The organism is Candidatus Marifrigoribacter sp. Uisw_064 (assembly GCF_047730175.1).
Lineage (GTDB): Bacteria > Bacteroidota > Bacteroidia > Flavobacteriales > Flavobacteriaceae > Marifrigoribacter.
Window position 1 is genome coordinate 1,057,709 of sequence record NZ_CP159833.1, and the last position, 20,394, is coordinate 1,078,102.

The window sequence follows — 20,394 nt, forward strand, 5'->3', positions numbered from 1 at the left end:
TATTTAAAAAAACAAGATATTTAGCTAGGGTAAAATGCATTTCACCTGTTTAAACAGTAATATTTCAAGAGAATTTTTGAATAAATTTTTGTTTTAATCTATAAAAAACGTGTTTAAACAAAAACAAAAAAAATACTTAAAATTTTCACAATTTTTTAACTACATTAGTGCCGAAAAATTACCAATCATTTTATATATGAAAAAATCTTACACTAATTTTCAACCAAACCTAAATAAAACAGCAATAAAAGGAGAAAGAAAATCTTTTTCATTCTTACAATTTATCCCTTTTGCTCTGTTATTGTTTTTTACAACACTATCCTTTAGTCAAACTATTATAGATTGTGCCGCAGGTCCTGTAAATACAACCTATTGTTATTTGAGTAATGATACAACTCAATTTGTTTTTACAAATACTGATGGACTTCCGTTAAATTTAGTATTTAATGCTGGTGAAACAGAAGTTAATTTTGATGAAGTAATTGTATTAGATACTGATGGTGTTACCGATTTAAATGCAGCAACTCCTTATGGAAATAGTGGTGATTTAACAGGGCTAACTTTTCAATCTTCTGGAGATACTATTACATTACAAGTTAATTCGGATAGTGTAATTGGATGTTCGACAGGTGGATTTATAGAATGGGATTGGGATGTTTGGTGCCAAACTTGTTTAAACCCTACAGTTACATTCGCTACTGATGGTGATTGTACCAATGGTAATGACTTTAATATATTAGTAAACATTAGCGATCTTGGTTCTGCAACTGAATTAACTATTAATGATGATCAAGGTAGCCCTCAACAAACAGCAACAAATACAGGTGTTGTTACTTTTGGTCCTTATGCTTTTGATACAGATGTTGTTATTACAGTGAATGATGCTAACGATCTTAACTGTTTAGTAACAAGTAGTTCAATTGGTTGTTTAAGTGGTGGCCCAGGCTCATTATTTATTAATGCCGGAGACGACATGACATTAAGCTGTAATGATGCTTGTACTGATATTACTGCTACTTTCCTTGAAACATTTGAAACATTAACAGATCAATACGAAGTAAATGAAATTACGTACGATCCTCCATTTGCTTTTAATGGTTTATCTAATTCTGTAAATACTTCTATTGATGATGCATGGAGTGATGTTGGAAATTTGCCTTTTGATTTTTGTTTTTTCCAAAATATAGAAACACAGTTTATTGTAGGTTCAAATGGGGTAATTAGTTTTGACGTTGGTCCTGCAGGAGGATATAATGGCTGGTCTTTCGATGAAAATTTACCAAATAACACAAATGCAACTTTAGCTGAAGCAAATATTTTTACTCCAGGACATGATATTGATCCTTCTGTAAATTCTTCAAATGAAATTGCTTGGGAAGTTTTAGGTGCTTTTCCAAATAGAGTGTTAGTAGTTTCTTATTTTGAAGTTCCAATGTTTTTAACTTCCTGTAATAATCTATTAGCAACTCATATGGCCGTTTTCTATGAGTTTTCTAATGTGATTGAAATTTACATTCAGGATAAACCCTCTTGTTCAGATTGGCAAGGAGGAGTAGCTACTTTAGGGATTCAAAATAATGCAGGAACCATTGCTTATGTTCCACCCGGAAGAAATACTTCAGACTCTCCTTGGACAACAAACAATGAAGCATGGAGCTTTAGCCCACAAGGTGCACCAACCTATGAATTTGCTTGGCTAGATTCAGATGGAACTGTAATTAGTACAGATCCAACCATAAATGTTTGCCCTTCAGGAGGTGAAGAAACATATACTGCTCAAATTACGTATACAAATTGTAATGGGGATGAAGTTATATTAACTGATGATGTAACAGTTACACTTGTTGCTGATTTTACTTTAGAATTAGGAGATGATCAAGAGTTTTGTGATGAAGCTTCTTATGAAATTATCCCAGAAACAACAGGAGATATTACTGGGGCTACTTATTTATGGAGTCCTGGAGGTGAAACTACTCCAACCATTACCGTAACTACATCTGGAGCTTACACTTTAGAAATGACTAGAGATGATTGTTCGGTAACAGATAGTGTAGAGATATTATTTAATGAAAGCCCAGTGATCGAATTAGGTGATGACATTACAACTTGTTTTGAAGCTCAAGTTATTCTAGATGCTTCACCTACAAATATAGATCCAGCTACTGCTACTTATGAATGGAGTTTAGATGGCACTATTATAGCTGGTGAAACAAGTCAAACATTGATTGCAACTCAATATGGAGTTTATAGTGTTATTGTTACTAATAGTATTTGTACTGCTGAAGATTCAGTAACAATTATTCCTAGCGACGACTTAGGTGTTGATTTAGGAGATGATTTTAGTACTTGTTTTGATGGTCCGGTAGAATTAGATGCTACACCAGCAAATATTGACCCTTCACTTGTTACCTATGAATGGAGCCTAGATGGCACAGTAATCGCTGGTCAAACTAATGCCCTATTAACTGTAACAACTATAGGTACATATTCTGTAGTAGTTACTTCTGGTCAATGTGTAGATGAAGATAGTATTATTATTACACCCGCAAACGACATAGCATTTGATTTAGGTGATAACATTAGTGCATGTCTCTTAGATAATATTATTTTAGACGCAACACCATCTAATTATGATCCTGCTGATGTTACTTATGAATGGAGTTTAAATGGAACTGTGTTAGCAGGTGAAACAAGTGTTACTTTAGTTGCTTCACAACTAGGAACTTATTCTTGTACTGTTAGTTTTGGTGAATGCTCTTCTGAAGATTCAATGGAGATTACAAGTGCAAATGATATCGCTATTGAATTAGGTGATAATATATCATCTTGTCTAGTAGATAATGTAATTTTAGACGCCACACCTTCAAATTATGACCCTGCAAATGCAACCTATCAATGGAGTCTAGACGGTTCTGATTTAGTAGGTGAAACTAATGTTACTTTAGCAGCCTCACAACTTGGAACATATACTGTTATTGTAAATGTCGGAGTATGTAGTACTCAAGATTCGATTGTAATTACAAATGCTAATGATATTCAAATAGAGCTGGGAGATAATTTCTTAACTTGTTTTGATGAAGATGTATGGCTAGATGCTACTCCATCAAATTATGCCGCTAATGATGGAACTTACCAATGGTTTCTTGATGGTACTTTAATTGATTTTGGAGATTTTGACAATGCTACATTGTTAGTGACTTCAGAAGGTACTTATAGTGTAATAGTAACTTTAGGAGTTTGTACTACTGAAGATTCTATTAATTTAGAATTGCCAGATGAATTAGATGTTTCTTTGGAACCTGGATTTAAAGTTTGTCCAGACGAGGTTCACACTTTAATTGCAGAAACTAACGATAGTAATGTTGAATTTACTTGGTTTCTAAATGGAAATGAAATTCTTGGAGAAACAGGTCAAACTCTTGATATATCAATTGAAAGCGGTGAAACGGGATTAATGTCTTATGCCGTTAGAGTTAAAAAAGGAAGATGTAGAGCTGTAGCGTATACAAATGTTGAATTATATAGAGCTGGAAATTGTATTATTTCTCAAGGTCTATCTCCAAATGGAGATGGATTTAATGACCGCCTAGATTTAGAATTCCTTGCAGATCGTACAGGAATTGATAATATCCAAATATTTAATAGAAATGGCGTGCAGGTGTATAAAAGAAACAATTATGTGAGACAATGGAAAGGTCAAACAAATGATGGAGTATTTTTACCAACAGGTACTTATTACTATGTAATCATTTTAAAAGGTCTTGATCCTGTTTTTGGTAATCAAGTAACTGGATGGATATATTTAAATAAAGAAGCTGAATAATTTAATCATTTAATGTATATGAACTTTAAAGACAAATTTATTAAGCAATCTAAAAGAAGAAACAAGTATTCTATACTTATAGCTTCTGTATTGGTGTATCTTTTTATGTCTACAAGTTTATATAGTCAGACAATTATTGATTGTGCTGCTGGGCATGCTAATTTTACTTATTGTTATACTAGTAATGATACAACACAATTTGTCTTTACCAATACTTCTGGGTTGCCTTTAAACTTAGTGTTTAATGCTGGACAGACTGAGGTTAATTTTGATGAAGTTTTTGTTTTTGATACCGACGGTGTTACTAATCTAAATGCTGCATTACCTTACGGAAATAATGGAAATCTAGCAGGGCTTACTTTTCAATCCTCTGGTGACACAATTACACTTATGATTGATTCTGATAGTGTAATTGGTTGTTCAACTGGTGGTTTTATTGAGTGGGATTGGGATGTTTGGTGTCAAACTTGTTTAAATCCAACTGTTAGTTATGATACAGATGATTGTCAAGAAGGTGAAGACTTTTCGGTTTTAGTAGATGTTCAAGATTTAGGAACTGCAACGACAATAAATATTAATGATGATCAAGGAAGTCCTCAACAATCTGTTACTACAACAGGCATTGTGTCTTTTGGACCTTATGCCCCTACTACAATTGTTGTGATAACTGTAGAAAACGCAGACGATTCAAATTGTATTATTTCAAGTAACGGAATTTCTTGTTTAAGTGGAATTTTTGAAATAGATGATTCCTTATCAACTCAAGAATTAGTAGAAGATGTATTATTTAATAGCAATTGTGTTGAGCTTTCAAATTTTTCACAAAGCACTGGAACAGATTTTGGGGATGTAAATGGAATAGGGGCTTTTTATGCAAATGGCGCAGATTTTCCTTTTCAAGAAGGTCTTATTTTAACTTCAGGAAATGTATTAAATGCACCAGGACCTAATCTAACACTTCATAGTGATGGAGGTTTAAATTGGCCAGGAGATTTAGACCTTGAAGCTAATACCACTGCGACACAAACAAATAATGCCTCTTGGGTTCAATTTGATTTTGTCCCTTTAATAGATCAAATTAGCTTTAATTTTTTATTAGCTTCCGAAGAATACAATCAAAATTTTGAATGCACTTATTCTGATGCTTTTGCTTTTATTATCACTGATCAAGTAACTGGTGTTGTTCAAAACCTTGCAGTACTGCCTGGAACTAATATTCCAATTGAAGTGACAAATATACATCCAGATGTACCTGGTCAATGTTCCGCTATTAATGAGGAGTATTTCGATAAATATAATTTTACTCCTTTTAATCCTGAATCAGAAGCTACCATAGATTATAATGGACAAATAGTTTCTTTACAAGCTATTGGAAGTGTTATCGTTGGAAATCCTTATACAATTAAATTAGTAATTGCTGATGAGACGGATACAGCATTAGATTCTGCTGTTTTTATTGAAGCGGGCAGTTTCGATATTGGAAATGTAGATTTAGGAGATGACATTCTAATTTCAACAGGAAATGCCGTTTGTAATTTTGAAACCATCACTTTAGATGCTGGCGATACCCCTGGAGCGACCTACCAATGGTTTAAAGACGGAGTGGAATTAGTTGGCGAAACAAATAGCACTTTAGTGGTTAGTGAAGAAGGATTGTACCGCATCGAAGTTGCCTTTGAACAAGCCCCAGATTGTATTTCTTCTGATGAAATTCTTGTAGAATTTTTTGAAAGCCCCGTATTCGATTTAGGGGATGATCAATCTATTTGCGACGGAACAGATATCACTTTAGACGCAACTCCTACAAATATTTCTGAGCTTAGTGATGTTTCTTATAAATGGTTTAAAGATGACACTGAATTAATCGGTGAAACTGCAAGCACACTTAATGTAACATCTTCAGGATTATACAAAGCTGAAGTAACAGGAAATGGTTGTTTAAGAACTGATGAAGTTACAATTCAATTGGCCGCTTTTTCAGTTGATTTAGGAGATGATATAAACTTATGTGATATCTCCTCCTATGAAATTATACCTGTAATTGAAGGTGAAACAGCTGGAGCAATCTACCTGTGGGGTCCTGGAGGAGAAACAACACCAACCATTACGGTTACTCAATCTGGAATTTACACTTTACAAGTTACTGTGGATGGTTGTACGACAGAAGATAATATTGAAGTTAATCTAGGTACTACCCCTATTTTTGATTTAGGTGGAGATATTGAAACTTGTCTTATCAATCCAATCATATTAGATGCCACACCTACAAATACACCGATACAACAATTTAATTATGAATGGAGCCTTAATGGAACTATTCTAACTGGTGAAACAAATGCTACTTTAATCATTACAGGAATAGGCACCTATTCAGCAGTCGTTAATGACGGATCATGTTCTAGTCAAGATAGTATAATAATTACTTCAGCAAACGATATTAATATTGATTTAGGTCAAGATTTTGAAACTTGTTTTGAAGGTCAAGTTGTTTTAGATGCTACTCCAAGTAATTACGATTCATCTTTAGCAAGCTTTGAATGGAGTTTAAATGGAACCGTTATTTCTGGTGAAACAAATGCGACATTAGCTGTAAGTACTATTGGAACTTACTCAGTATTAGTGAGCGTTGGTGTATGTTCATCAAATGATTCAGTTGTAATTTCTGCTGCAAATGACATATTAATCGATTTAGGGGAAGATATTGCTACATGTTTTGAAGATCAATTTTTATTAAACGCTGCACCTTCTAACTATGATCCTACTGAAGCAACTTACGAATGGAGCTTAAATGGAACTGTATTAACTGGTGAAACAGGAGTAACTTTAGTCGTTTCCGACATAGGAACTTATTCTGTAATTGTTACTTTCAATATATGTACAACAAGTGATTCGATTGTAATTTCTAATGCCAATGATGTTCAAATAGAATTAGGAGATGATTTCTTAACATGTTTTGATCAAGATGTTTGGTTAGATGCATCACCTTTAAACTATGATGCCTCAGATGCAACTTACCAATGGTTTTTAAATGGTGAATTAATTGATTTTGGAGATTTTGATAATCCAACTCTTCTTGTAACTATCGAAGGTTCATATAGTGTAATCGTTACTCTTGGTATATGTACAGCTGAAGATTCAATAAATTTAGAACTTCCTGAAGGTTTAGAAGTAAGCTTAAGTCCTACACAACTTAAAGTATGTCCTGATGATATAAATACTCTTGTTGCTATATCAAACGATAGTGATGTAGAGTATAGATGGGAAAAAGATGAAGTTATTATTGAAGGGGAAACTAGTGCTTCTTTAGAGATTTCATTAACAGAAAATGAATCAGGTTCAGTATCTTATAGAGTTAGAGTTAAAAAACAAAGATGTATAGCTTATGATTATGCGTCAATTACCCTTTTTAATTCTGGAAATTGTTTTATCCCTCAAGGATTAAGTCCAAATAATGATGGTTTTAATGATTATTTTGATCTTGAATTTATTTCAGATCGTACTGGAGTTGCTAATTTCCAAGTCTATAATAGAAATGGAGTTAACGTTTATGAAAGAAATAATTATGTTAAAGGATGGGGCGGTCAAACCGATGATAATGTTTTATTACCAACAGGAACTTATTTCTATATAATTACGATGAATGGAAATGATCCAATATTTGGTAATCAAGTAACTGGATGGGTATATATAAATAGAGATTTTGAATAATTAAACAACCTTTTTAACATTTATTATATATAGTAAAGTTAAATGTATAATATATTATAACAAATAAATTAAAAATATTACTTTTAAAATAAATAACCTATCATAATGAAAAAAACAACGCTATTAGTACTCTTGCTAAGTATTCTGTATGCCGACTTTGCCTCGGCACAACAAGACCCACAGTATACCCAATACATGTACAATATGAATGTGGTTAACCCTGCCTATGCGGGTTCTAAGGAAAGTTTACATCTTACTGCATTGTATAGAAACCAGTGGTCTGGTATTGCCGACAATCCAGTGACTTTCACTTTTTCTGCTCATTCTCCAATTGGAGATAAAGTAGGTTTGGGTCTATCTGCTATTAAAGATGAATTAGGACCAATCAGTGAAACCAATGTTTTTGTTGATTTTTCTTATACATTACAGTTAAGTGAAAGTTTCAACCTTGCTTTAGGTATAAAAGCAGGTGCAACATTTCATGATGTAGGTTTAACAAGTCTAGTCTTACAAGACCCTGGAGATCCATTTTTCTCACAAGATATAAATAATACCTATCCAAATATAGGAGCGGGGGCGTTCTTATATAATGATAACTTTTATTTTGGTTTTTCTGTTCCAAACATGTTAAACTCTGTTCATTTAGATGAAAATGGTACTAAATTTGGTTCTGAAACAAATCATTATTTCGGTACTGCAGGATATGTTTTCCAAGTAACAGAAAATTTTAAATTAAAACCATCTGTAATGGTAAAAACAGCATTTGACGCTCCTATATCATACGATGGAAATTTAAATGCGCTGTTTTATGAAAAATTTGAAATTGGAGCTTCCTATCGTTTAGACGATTCATTTAGCGGTATGGTAGGCTTTCAAATTAATCCAAACATTCGAATTGGATATGCTTATGATAGAGTCGTGTCAGACATTAAAGTTGTGGCAGATGCATCTCACGAAGTTATTATTAACTTCGACCTAAATTTCAAAAAACGTACATTACGTTCACCTAGATATTTCTAATTTCTAATTTAAGTTCATTCAAAATGAAAAAAATATATATCCTATTTCTAATTCTTGTAGTAAGTGCTTCGGTCGTTACTGCTCAAAACGAAAAAACTAAAAAAGCAGATCAATTATATGATAGGCTTGCATATACTAATGCTGCAGAGGCATATCAAAAATTGATAAAAAAAGGGAAAGGAACGGCTTATGTGTTCGAGCGCCTGGCGAACTGTTATTACTTTATCAATGACACTAAAAAGTCTGAAACTTATTATAAACGTGCTGTAAAAGGAAATAAGTATAGCGCCGAGACTGTATATAATTATGCTCAATCTTTAAAATCAAATGGAAAGTATAGCGATCATAATACATGGATGAAAAAATTTGCTGAAATGAGTCCTAACGATTCTCGAGCAACAAAATTCATGAAGAATCCTAACTATGTTCCTAAAATTTTAGACGGTGCAAAAAACTATACTGCATCTAATATGAAGGACATCAATACTGAATACTCAGAATTTGGAGGTACAGTTCTAGGTAATAAGTTTTATTTCTCTTCAGCAAGAAATAAAAGCCGTAAAAAATATAAGTGGAATGATCAACCTTACTTAGATATATATATTGCAGATGTAATTGGTGGAGGTGTTAAAAATGCTTCATTATTAGAGGGTGATATTAATTCCAAATATCACGAAGGAAATGTTGCGATTTCAGCAGACGGAAAAAGAATGTATTTTGATCGCAATGATTTTTACGAAGGAAAATACAAGAAGAGTGAAGATGGCATTAATCAAATTAACCTTTATTATGCTGAAAAAATTGATGGAGAATGGAAAGGAGTCCGTTCTGTTAACTTTAATAGTCATGAATATTCAACTGGACAACCCGCATTAAGTTCTGATGGAAATACGCTGTATTTCGTTAGTGATAAATCTGGCGGTAAAGGTATGTCTGATATATACAAAGTAGCTATTAAAAAAGATGGTAGTTTAGGTACTCCAGAAATTTTAGGTGGAGATATCAATACAGAAGGAAAAGAAGTGTTCCCTTATGTAGATGAAGCAGGAACATTATATTTTTCTAGTGATGGGCATCTAGGTGTTGGTGGTTTAGATGTATTTAGTGCTGAAGCTTCAGGAAATAATTTTGGTTCTGTCACCAATATGGGCTCAGGAATTAATAGCCCTTCCGATGATTTTGCGTTCAAGTATAACTCAACTTCACAAGAAGGATATGTTTCTTCAGACCGTAAAGGAAGTATAGGAAGTGATGATATCTTTCAAATAAAGAGAATAGAAGAAGAATGTGAAGTAGCTATAAATGTTCAAGTAGTAAACGATTTAACCAATGCTCCTTTAGGTGGTGTTCGAGTTGAATTATATGATGCTTTTGAAAATAAATTGTCTACTAAAACTACAGATAATGACGGTAGAGCTACACTTTTAGCTGAATGTGAAAAAGAACATATTATTCAAGGATATTTACAAGATTACGAAAGTAATGCGGTAACAGTTGCTTCTACAAAAGAGAAAGAAGTAAATACTACCTTAAGACTTCGTCCAATTGAAGAAATTATAGTGGATGAAAAAGTAGTATTAAATCCTATTTTGTTTGATTTTGACAAACACAATATTAAAGCACAAGCTGCTTTTGAGTTAGATAAACTTGTTGCTATCATGCAAAAATATCCTGCTATGATTATTGAAGTAGAAAGTCATACAGATAATATAGCTTCTGATGATTATAACAACAAGCTTTCAGAAAGAAGAGCTCAATCTACTGTACAGTATGTAATTTCAAAAGGAATTGAAACTAGTAAAATTTCTGGGAAAGGCTTTGGAGAAAACAGCCCAGTTGAAAAATGTGGTGCTAATTGTACAGATGCACAACATCAACTTAATAGAAGATCTGAATTTCTTATCATAAAGAAATAAGATATATAAACCAACCATTACTGAAAAACCCTTGTTCTAGAACAAGGGTTTTTCTATTTATTAGAATTAAAAACAATACTATTTCAAATTATCGAGCATAATTTTAGTCATATCATCTAATGAAAATTTATGCGCCCATCCCCAATCTTTCCTAGCTTCTTTATCATCAATTGATTGAGGCCATGTATCTGCTATTTTTTGTCTAAAATCCGGTGTATAACCTATTTCAAAATCTGGAATGTGTTTTTTAATACTTTCGGTAACTTCTTGAGGATTAAAACTCATAGCTGAAAGATTGTATGAATTTCTAATTTTAATAGATCCTTTAGTTGCTTCCATGATTCCAATAGTAGCTTTTATTGCATCATCCATATACATCATAGGCAACGTTGTTTTTTCAGATAAAAAACATATATATTTTTTATGTTTAATTGCCTTATGATAAATATCTACTGCATAATCTGTAGTCCCACCACCTGGCATCGTTGTATAACTAATAATGCCTGGGTATCGAATACTTCTTACATCAACTCCATATCTATTAAAATAATACTCGCACCAACGCTCTCCTGTTTGTTTACTTATTCCATACACAGTAGAAGGTTCCATAATTGTATTTTGAGGTGTATCTATCGCTGGAGTTGTAGGGCCAAAGACAGCAATACTAGAAGGCCAAAAAACTTTTTTAATTTTATGTTCTTTCGCAAGATCTAAAACATTAAAGAGCGAAGTCATATTTAAATTCCATGCTTTCATTGGAAATTTTTCTGCTGTTGCTGAAAGCATGGCAGCCATTAAATAAACTTCCGTTATTTCATACTGGATAACGATATCTTGAATTGCTTCACTATCCATTGCATCTAAAATCTCAAAAGGACCCTCTGAAACTATAGTAGACTCAGGTTCTCTAATATCTGTTGCTACTACTTTATGGTTTCCGTGTAGTTCTCTTAACTTTGCGGTTAACTCAGTTCCTATCTGTCCTGACGCACCAATAATAAGAATTCTCTTTTTCATATAAGGGGAAAATTAAAACGTAAATATACATATTATCTCAACCATTTCTTTCAGAAAATATTAACCATAACTTTATGATTTTACTAGTATATTTGTCTAGGTTAAAAAAAAATAATGAATTCTTTTACTTCATATTTACTTAGTATTTTAGTTATTGGTTTCTTTATAGTTTCCTGCGGGGAAAATTCAGAAGGTTCTATGCAGCTAACTGAAAATAAACAAGACAGTACGATACTTTATGGTGATAAAACTTTTGCTTTTCCTACCTTAACAAATAAGGCCTTAGATGAAATAACTCAATGGGGAGTTTATGAAGATTTTGAATCTGAAATTAAATCTATTAATGGGAAGACTATAGAAGATTTAAAGTCTAGTATGGAACGTATTACTTCTCAAGTAGATTCATTGTCTAATAACATTCCAGACACTTTATTTACACAATCTTTAAACTCAAGAATTATAATCATTAAAACACGAACTAGTTTATTACAACAAGAATTAAATAAAGCTAGAATTGATTCTTTAAGATTGCAGCAATATATAAATGAAGTAAATGTGTCAGTAAAAAACTTTATTATTCAGATTAATGAGAAGTTTTTAAAAGATGATATTGACGAACAACGCAAAGACGATGAGAAAAATGAGCTTGAAAAACAAAAACGTTTTTTAGATTCTATTTATCAATTAGAATTACAAGATCAAAAAAATTAAGGTTTATTCTAACGATTCTTTAAAAGTATAGCCCAACTGTTCTATTATATTCACCGAATCGATTCTTTTATAAATTTCTTCCTCATTTTCTTCTGAAAAAGTTGGAGGGTCTAATTTTAGTTCTACCGCCTTATTATAATAATACGTTTTCTTTTTTGGGTGTTTTGGACTTACAGCGTTAAAAATGAAACCCAATTTATCTTGTTTAATAATTTCGACAAGGATACCGATACAATCATTTCTATGAATTAAGTTTACAGGAGCTTTTCCTCCATTTAAATCCTTACGCCCCGCTAAATACCTAACAGGTTGTCTACTGCCTCCATAAAGCCCTCCAAAGCGCACTATAGTGGCTTGTATTGTTGGTTTATTTGAATATAACTGTTCTACTTGTAATAATTGTTTTCCTGATTGTGACGAAGGTTGAGGTTCTATTTTTTCTGTAACCTGACCTTGTTCATCTGCATAAACAGAAGTGCTACTTATCAGAATTACTTTTTTTACAGAAGACAATTCAATTTGTTCCAGCAAATGAGTCATTTTTAAAACATAGTCAGCCCCTGTATTTCTTCTCAATCCCGGAGGAATTAAAAGAACCAGGTAATCCACTTCCTTTAAAAATGTTTTTATAGGCCCTTTTATTCCTATTTCTGAAATTTCAATTGGATATACTTCAAATCCGTTTTTTTGAAGCGTTTCGGCTTTTGCTAAACTTGTGACTGACCCTTTAATTTTATATCCTAAAAGATGTAATCGTTGTGCCAGACTTAGACCCAACCATCCCATTCCTGCTATCGCTATTGTTTTACTCAATTTTTAAAGGTTTTACAGAATCGTATTTAATTAATGTGTTTATATCTATCGTATTTTTAATCACTATTGCATCTGTTATTACAAATGGTTTTGGCATGGTATGCTTTGGTCTTTTATTAATAGTAAACTGATTATTGTCTAATAAATCAAATGAATACTCTAGTACTGTAAATGAAACAGGAATCTCTTTTTTAATGGTATAACTAACCTCCAACGAATCATTATCGGCTACATAATATCGCAACAGTTTATTCTCTTTTCTATTACTGAAGACAGTACCAGAAATGTCTTTCGGAACAATTTTACCGTTAAAAGCTAAAGATTGAAATGTTATAGAAGTATCTGCAAATAATGAAATCTGATTTATATTTCGATTCGGTATAATCGTAAACCTAACTTTTCTTATTGCATCTATTATGGTATCATCATTCAATAAAGTTTCAAAAAGAGGTATTGATTTATTAGGTGCTTCTGAGGCAAAACTATATCCTGTATTGTATTTACTGTTTTCTGTGTTGATTGCAAACTTATCCGCTTTTTCGGGTGTATCACCTAAATATCCTTTCGTCCAATCATCTAAGGTTTTGTCATACGTTAACCAAAATGCTTTTTGAGTATTGGCATCCTGATAATAAATTAGACTGTTTGGTTTTTGTCTTTCTTCTGAAAAATCACTTGTTGTATGTGCACTAATAAAAAATAATGCTGCAAGAATAAAACTAAGGTAAGAAAGCGTTTTTTTCATTTTATAAAACCTTGTAACTGAAAGCAACAATCCAAACAATAAAACAGTAAACACAGAACTTAGCACAATCATCTTTAATCCTAATCCAACTGGAAAAAATTGTATTAATGGAGCAAATAGAAAAATAGCTGGAATTGCTAAGATTAGCATTAATAATTTATTGGGCTGTTCTTGTTTAATGTTTACCCACAAAGTTAATAATGCAAAGAAAACCGGAATAATAAAATATCCTGCTCCTTTTAAATATACAGCAACAATACCATTGATAATCATCCAAAAAACGAGGGGAGCAATTAATAGGTTTGTTCCATCTATCTTTTTTGAAAAAACATGATAGGTTCTAAATAATATTCCAAGTATTAGAAATACAAAAAATGCGATATAAGTATGTCCATTATAAGTAAATCCATGTTGTATTTCTTGATATTGAGGATAGAAATATAATATTGCTTTCCATCCAAAAAAACCGGCAACTCCACTAATTATAAGAGCAACTAAAAAGGGTAAAAAACCTACTCCAATATTTCTAGGAGATAATTTTCTTTTAGAAATTCCGAAGAAAATAAGTGCAATTAAAAGAAAAGAAGCTAAAATAAGCATAGGGACAACCCATGAAAAAGGATAGCTAATCATTTTTATAAAAGGAAAGTTTACATAAACATAGTCTTCGTTAGACTTTAAATCTGATAAATCATTTTCAGCAAAATAATGTATTAAGGGTAGTAAATAACTTCCTTGATGTGCTAAGGTATTTCTATCTAAATTTTCAAAAGTATCATTCGCTGTATGGTAATCGAAATGATCGTCTATAAATGCAAAAAAATAGCTGTCTATATCTCCAATTTCCCTAAAAACGGTAGAATCTGTATCATTAGGAAGCATTTTATAAATACTATACATTAATGATGATGCTACTGGATACTCTGGCTTAGCTTCTACAAAAGCCTTAACAAGGTTGGCATTGCCTCCATTGGTTTCAAGAATCATATTACTTGGGCCGCCACTTCCTCGTGCTTCAAAATTTAACACCAAGCCTGCTTCTTTAGCCCAAGGATGTTCTGAAACAAATAAATGAGCTCCATCTAAACCAATTTCTTCCGCATCACTAAAAACAATGATTATATCATTTTTTGGCTCGCACCGCTCGCTAAATATGCTCTTATACTTTCTAGAATTGTAACTACTCCGCTGCCTGCATCACTCGCACCAAAAGAAGGTATTAATGCACTATCATAGTGCGAAAGCAGGATTAAAGCTTTTGTATTCTGCGCTCCTCTTAATTTAGCTACAATATTTTTTGGTCGATCTAATCGTTTTGAATTTGAATCAAAAACAAAGCCTTCTTGAATCTGAGTTTCAAATCCTAACGCTTGAAGTTGTTTTTCTAAAAATAGTCTAACTCTTTTATGCTCTTGAGATCCATGATAATGGGGTTTTTTTGAAATTTCTTTTAAAGGAATTAATGCTCTTTCAATTGAAAATTGATCCGCTGCTATTTCAGAAGATAAATCAGCTTGAGGCATTAAACTATAAAAGCTATAATAAATTAATCCAATGAGTAAGAGTAAGGAAAGGATATTTCTATAACGCTTCATATGAATTGTTTGCTGTTTCCTATTTAAGGATTATTTGCTTTTTTAAAAATACAAAATTATGCCCTAACAATTAACTTATAAAAAAAGAAAGGAATAAATCAAGAAAATGACTATATTACTGTTATTTAAATAGTTATATTTATGGGTATTAAGAGTTTTATTGGTAAAAGATCAAAGTTAATTAAAAAAAAATCTGAACAAATAAAAGTTTCAGATTACATGACTACATCCCTCATTACTTTTCACCCTAAACAATCTGTTTTAGAAGTAATGACTATTCTTATAAAGAATAAAATATCTGGAGGCCCTGTTATTAATGAAAAACATGAATTAATGGGTATTATTTCTGAAGGAGATTGCATAAAGCAAATTAGTGAAAGTAGATACTATAATCAGCCTTTAGGCAATATTCATGTTGAACAACACATGGTAAAAAATGTTGAAACGATTGATGGAGAGATGAATATATTTGATGCTGCTGATAAATTTTTAAAATCAAAACGGAGAAGGTTTCCAATTGTTGAAAATGGAAAACTTGTAGGACAAATTAGCCAAAAAGACATATTAAAAGCGGCTCTAAAACTAAAAGGAAACACTTGGAAATAAAAAAAGGCTGTGCTTTAAATTACATCCTTTTTTATAATTAAATTAAGGACTTAGAAGTTAATTTCAATTTCATCAAATTCGTAAGTTCCGTCAGTATCTGCGTCTCCACTTCCTATATATTTTAAACCAATATAACCTGTTCCAATAATACAAGATAAATCTACATTTTCAGAATCGATCCAATCACCAAAAAAATCATCATCCCTCACTAAAGTAGCAGCAGTTAATATATCCCAAGTAGCAGAAGCGATGTTATCTGGGTTCCCATCCCAATCACCAGAAAATAATAATTCTAAGTAACTTGCGTCAGAAAAACTGTTGGATGTTTTAAAATTTAAAGTTTCATTTTCTTGATTATCAAAGTTTAATTCTGGAGAAATTAACCAAGCTATCGTACTTACATCTCCTGATTGATATGAACCAATATGTGCAGAAATACCTAATGAAGCATTAGAGCCATCATCAAAATAAGCTCCCCATTCTTGAGTTCCTGATTCTTTGTAATTGGTCCAACCATTCCCAAAAATAGTTTCACCATCGCTAAAAGATTCGAAAAAATCACTAAATAATATATTAGATCCTGTATTTTCAGCTAAACCACAATCTACTTCGGTTGGGTCGCAACGATCTGGGTTATCAAAGTTAATCCCGTTTAGATCATTTAGAACAACATTAAATTGATCTCCAAAAAAGTTATAGGTTAGAATCCCTTCAATTGAACCTCTTTGATTAGGTAATAGATTTGCTTTAAAATCAGCAAATGTACTGGTACTAAAAATTGTAGTTGAACCATTAGCACAACTTTCTAAAAGACGTTCCCCATCAAAATCATCTGTAGGCTCTCCTGCAAAAGATAAAAGATCATCTCCTAAAACATCATTTCTATTAAACTGTACATCATTTAAACGCACATATAAATTAGTTTTATCAGCTGAGAATTCAGAAATAGAAATTGGCATTGCTACGATATCCATTAGATCATTTTCTCTAAATACATTGCTTTCCATATTGGTTTGAGACATGCTTTCGATTCGGTTTCCTTCACGGATTCCTATGCTTAAAACACCACTATCTAAACCTACAGTTAAACCATCTAATTTGATAAATACTTTTCTTCCAAATTCATAAGTGATATATAATGGATTAACGTCAATTAATACTTTTACACCTAGGGTTGGGTTTTCTGCAGCATCTTGTAAAATAATTTCTTCGAAAAAATTTCCTGCTTCATCATTTGAAATAACATATCCTGAAATGTACCTCCCAAAACCTTCAGTTCCACCATCAAAAGTTAAAACATCGTTTTCGTTGTTTATTTGTTCTTGTAATAATAAATTGCTTAAAGAAGAAATCGTAATAACTAGAGCTTCATCTAAATTAAGGTCTGCAACTACAAGATTGGGCGTATCATAATCATCATCTTTAACACAAGAATATATCATGGTCACTGTGAAAAACAGTATGATTAGTTTATAAAAATTTAAAGTTTTCATTTGTATATTTTTTATTCAGTTAATTAAAATCTTACATAAATATTTAGGTAATAGGTCGCCCCACTACCAAAGAAATAACGGCTTCCAAACACAGGGCCATTTTCACGTCCTTGTTCTTCAACTTGTTGTCTATAACTAGCACGACGAGAATCTTCGAAACCACCAGTTTTGTATTTTTGATCTAGCACATTATTGATTGAGGCAAAGAAGCCAACATAATACCTCTTAACTCTCCATGACTTTCCTCCAATAACATTGACCAGGAAATAATCATCTAATTGTTCTTGTTTTAATAATCCTCTAGCTACCTCTTCGTCGTAATCATTATATGGAAGTCCGTCTATATCTGTATAGAAATCGCTTGTTCTTCTTAAATTACTTACATCAACATAAGCATTTGAAAAATAATTAGTTGTAACTCCTACCCACCAAAAATTTGGATCTCGGTATTCGATTCCTATTTGATATGCTCTTTCTGGTCCGCCAGAAACATGATGATTTTCTAGGGATGCTTCTCTTTTTCCTTTTCTAAATAAATCATTTCCTTCTACGAAACCATCATTTGGATCTAAATCAAAATCATCTCCTGCTAGGTAAAGTTCTGGTTTATTAGTGTATACATTTTGGCCAATAGTTGCAGCTGCTTTAAGTTTAAACGTGGGCAACACCTGTGCTTCAATACCAAGTTCTACACCAGCATTTCTTTTACTAATCCCTGTTACAATTTCTTGTACAAAAGCAGTGTTATCATCATTTCCAAGGGCATTTTGTGTAAAAAAGAATCCTATATCAGAAGCATCATCAAGCCCTGCATAATATCCTGTCAATCTCGCTTTAACAATTGGAGATCTATAGATGTAACTTATATCTACAGACTTAACAGATTCTTCAGCAATCCCTTCAACTAAATCATTACTTTGTCTTGCATTTGCAAAAGAATTTCTCATGGTAGGAGCTTTGGTAAAATAACCTCCATTCAAATCGATTAAATGACGTCCTGTGAGCTTATACGTTACTCCTGCTTTTACTCCAATCGCAGTGAAATCTAATTCATCACTATCTCCTAATGAACGACCTTCATCTGGAAAGTAGCCGTTTTTGTATATCCCAGTTCTTTGGTATTTTGTTTTAGCCACATTAGCTGCTACATAAAAATCTATCGTATTATATTTAAATTGCCCTTGTACAAATCCTGAAACTACATTTGCATTAAGTTCATAATTATATTTATACCGATCCCCTTCTTGAACAATTCGATTTAGATTTAATAAATCACTTTGCCCTTCAGTTCCACCATCTCCAAAACGATCAAAATCTATATAACCTTCGCCTCCTAATAGATCTATTACTTCAGCAAAATTTTCACTTTTTAAATCCCTAAAATTTATAGCTGCATTTAAACTTATATTCTCATTTAAAACAGTATTAAAAATAGTGTTAAACGATAGTTGATTGTCATCATTTCTGTCTTCTTGAAGCACGTAAGTAGAGAAACCATCAACAGTATTATCATTCCCTTGGTATAATGAATTCCAATCTAACTGTCCATCGTTTATGAATTCTTGTTCAGCTTCATACGCTAATTGATAATCATAAGATGTTAAGCTTTCATTTCTTAATAAATAACTAGGTAATCTTTGATAATAATTTCCTGCAGGGTTTCTATTGCCACCATAATCTAATCTAGTATTTCCCACTTTTCCAAATTGATATCCAAGATTTGTATTTAAGTTAGATTTTTCTGAAACCTTCCAGTAATGATTTAACATAATAATAGGTTCTACTACCTCTTTTATTCTACTATTTCTTTTTTCTACATTTTGATATCCCCAATTCGGATTGTATTTTCTCCCTTTGAGTCTAAAAACTTCCTCTGTAATAGCGGTGGATTTACCTCTTCTATTTGGTGTGTATATCCCCATAAAGTTTAAACTGTGTTCATCATTTATCTTTTTCTCTACAGAAGCAAAAAATGAATTAGCATTATAAGAGGTACCATCAATATATCCTTCAGTACCAAAACGTCTTGAAGCTAACACAGAATAAGCCCAACCGTTTAAATTAAGTCCGCTATGGTAAGACCCCATAACACGTCCTTGGTAACTTTTATTTGCAGTTGCATAAGAAAATCTTCCTCCTTTACGGTATTGAGAAGCTCTCATTACCATATTTGTAGTACCTGCTAGATCACCAAAAGTGTAATCATTAGCCTTAAGTCCCATAGTAAATTCACGGTTTCTTTGAACATCATTAATACCGCCCCAATTTGCCCATTGAGGTCTACCATTAAATAGTTTGTTCATTTCAAGACCATTGATAAGAACTTTACCATTGGCGTTATCTAAGCCCCGCGGCCTAAAAAATGTTGCACTAAAATCGTAAGCAGCTGCATTTAAAAATACATCTTTTGACGCTTGAAGCAAGCCTGAAATATTAAATGATGTCCCTTCATCTTGGTCTAATTCATTGTCTGAAAGACTAATGATTCCTATTTGCGCTTCGATTTCAGTTAAATCAATTTCAAATAATAATGGATCAAGATTAATGGTGGTTCCATTTTGTATAGTAATGGGAACTCGTTGAGCTAAATATCCTTGTTTACTTACTAGTAGTACTTGCTCTCCTTGAGGAAGGTCTGTACTACTAATAAAAAACATCCCTTGCGCATCGGTTATTGTACTATAAGTACTAGATTGGATACGAACATTTACATTTTGAATAACTTCACTCGAATTGGTATCAACTACTCTACCCTTTACGAAAGCTTTCTGTGCACCTATACTTAATCCACAAAAAATTGTGAAAAAGGAAGTTAAATAAAAATTTTTCATCCTGAAAATTTCTTTGCATTTTCAATTTAATTACTACAATAAGAGGGGCTTCAAGAGGTCAAAAAATAGTTTTCGAAATTTGTTTTAAGTGTTGTAGTTATAAATTGAATTTGCGA

Annotated in this window: 10 protein-coding genes and 1 pseudogene; 6 read left to right on the forward strand and 5 right to left on the reverse strand. The window is 32.2% G+C overall.

The annotated features are described in order from the left end of the window. Positions 1-196: 196 nt before the first annotated feature. From ABXT64_RS04705 to ABXT64_RS04720, 4 genes are all read left to right on the forward strand, one after another. Complete coding sequence (locus ABXT64_RS04705) at positions 197-3,823, forward strand: gliding motility-associated C-terminal domain-containing protein (RefSeq protein WP_443634336.1); 3,627 nt, start codon at positions 197-199, stop codon at positions 3,821-3,823. Positions 3,824-3,841: 18 nt separating this feature from the next. Further along, on the forward strand, positions 3,842-7,531 hold the full coding sequence (locus tag ABXT64_RS04710; RefSeq protein ID WP_443634337.1) for a choice-of-anchor L domain-containing protein: 3,690 nt from the start codon (positions 3,842-3,844) through the stop codon (positions 7,529-7,531). A gap of 105 nt (positions 7,532-7,636) precedes the next feature. Continuing rightward, positions 7,637-8,551 (forward strand): PorP/SprF family type IX secretion system membrane protein, encoded by a 915-nt coding sequence (locus tag ABXT64_RS04715; RefSeq protein ID WP_443634339.1) that lies wholly within the window; start codon positions 7,637-7,639, stop codon positions 8,549-8,551. A gap of 23 nt (positions 8,552-8,574) precedes the next feature. Continuing rightward, the gene (locus tag ABXT64_RS04720; RefSeq protein ID WP_443634340.1) at positions 8,575-10,467 is read left to right on the forward strand and encodes an OmpA family protein; all 1,893 of its coding nucleotides are present in this window, start codon (positions 8,575-8,577) and stop codon (positions 10,465-10,467) included. 78 nt (positions 10,468-10,545) lie between these two features. Here ABXT64_RS04720 and ABXT64_RS04725 read toward each other — a convergent pair whose 3' ends face one another. Beyond that, positions 10,546-11,484, reverse strand: coding sequence for an NAD-dependent epimerase/dehydratase family protein (locus ABXT64_RS04725; protein WP_443634341.1), 939 nt, complete (start codon positions 11,482-11,484; stop codon positions 10,546-10,548). A gap of 114 nt (positions 11,485-11,598) precedes the next feature. Here ABXT64_RS04725 and ABXT64_RS04730 point away from each other — a divergent pair, with 114 nt between their 5' ends. Beyond that, on the forward strand, positions 11,599-12,195 hold the full coding sequence (locus tag ABXT64_RS04730) for a hypothetical protein (protein ID WP_443634343.1): 597 nt from the start codon (positions 11,599-11,601) through the stop codon (positions 12,193-12,195). A gap of 3 nt (positions 12,196-12,198) precedes the next feature. Here ABXT64_RS04730 and ABXT64_RS04735 read toward each other — a convergent pair whose 3' ends face one another. Beyond that, complete coding sequence (locus tag ABXT64_RS04735; RefSeq protein ID WP_443634344.1) at positions 12,199-13,008, reverse strand: NAD-dependent epimerase/dehydratase family protein; 810 nt, start codon at positions 13,006-13,008, stop codon at positions 12,199-12,201. After that, a pseudogene (locus ABXT64_RS04740) lies at positions 13,001-15,348 on the reverse strand (M28 family peptidase). Before ABXT64_RS04740 ends, ABXT64_RS04735 begins: the two are co-directional and overlap by 8 nt. A 141-nt stretch (positions 15,349-15,489) precedes the next feature. On the opposite strand from ABXT64_RS04740, the gene ABXT64_RS04745 reads away from it, so the two are divergent. Beyond that, the gene (locus tag ABXT64_RS04745) at positions 15,490-15,954 is read left to right on the forward strand and encodes a CBS domain-containing protein (protein ID WP_443634346.1); all 465 of its coding nucleotides are present in this window, start codon (positions 15,490-15,492) and stop codon (positions 15,952-15,954) included. Positions 15,955-16,004: 50 nt separating this feature from the next. On the opposite strand, the gene ABXT64_RS04750 is transcribed toward ABXT64_RS04745, so the two are convergent. Continuing rightward, a complete protein-coding gene (locus ABXT64_RS04750; protein WP_443634348.1) occupies positions 16,005-17,447 on the reverse strand; it encodes a DUF5689 domain-containing protein in 1,443 nt (480 codons plus the stop codon). A 23-nt stretch (positions 17,448-17,470) separates the two neighbouring features. Further along, positions 17,471-20,278, reverse strand: coding sequence for a carboxypeptidase-like regulatory domain-containing protein (locus ABXT64_RS04755; protein ID WP_443634350.1), 2,808 nt, complete (start codon positions 20,276-20,278; stop codon positions 17,471-17,473). Positions 20,279-20,394: the final 116 nt, after the last annotated feature.

Excerpts from the sequence above, each read along its gene's own strand:
- ABXT64_RS04745 (WP_443634346.1), top strand. The coding sequence starts at position 15,490 with ATGGGTATTAAGAGTTTTATTGGTAAAAGATCAAAGTTAATTAAAAAA.
- ABXT64_RS04755 (WP_443634350.1), bottom strand. The coding sequence starts at position 20,278 with ATGAAAAATTTTTATTTAACTTCCTTTTTCACAATTTTTTGTGGATTA.
- ABXT64_RS04725 (WP_443634341.1), bottom strand. The coding sequence starts at position 11,484 with ATGAAAAAGAGAATTCTTATTATTGGTGCGTCAGGACAGATAGGAACT.
- ABXT64_RS04720 (WP_443634340.1), top strand. The coding sequence starts at position 8,575 with ATGAAAAAAATATATATCCTATTTCTAATTCTTGTAGTAAGTGCTTCG.
- ABXT64_RS04750 (WP_443634348.1), bottom strand. The coding sequence starts at position 17,447 with ATGAAAACTTTAAATTTTTATAAACTAATCATACTGTTTTTCACAGTG.
- ABXT64_RS04705 (WP_443634336.1), top strand. The coding sequence starts at position 197 with ATGAAAAAATCTTACACTAATTTTCAACCAAACCTAAATAAAACAGCA.
- ABXT64_RS04710 (WP_443634337.1), top strand. The coding sequence starts at position 3,842 with ATGAACTTTAAAGACAAATTTATTAAGCAATCTAAAAGAAGAAACAAG.
- ABXT64_RS04715 (WP_443634339.1), top strand. The coding sequence starts at position 7,637 with ATGAAAAAAACAACGCTATTAGTACTCTTGCTAAGTATTCTGTATGCC.
- ABXT64_RS04730 (WP_443634343.1), top strand. The coding sequence starts at position 11,599 with ATGAATTCTTTTACTTCATATTTACTTAGTATTTTAGTTATTGGTTTC.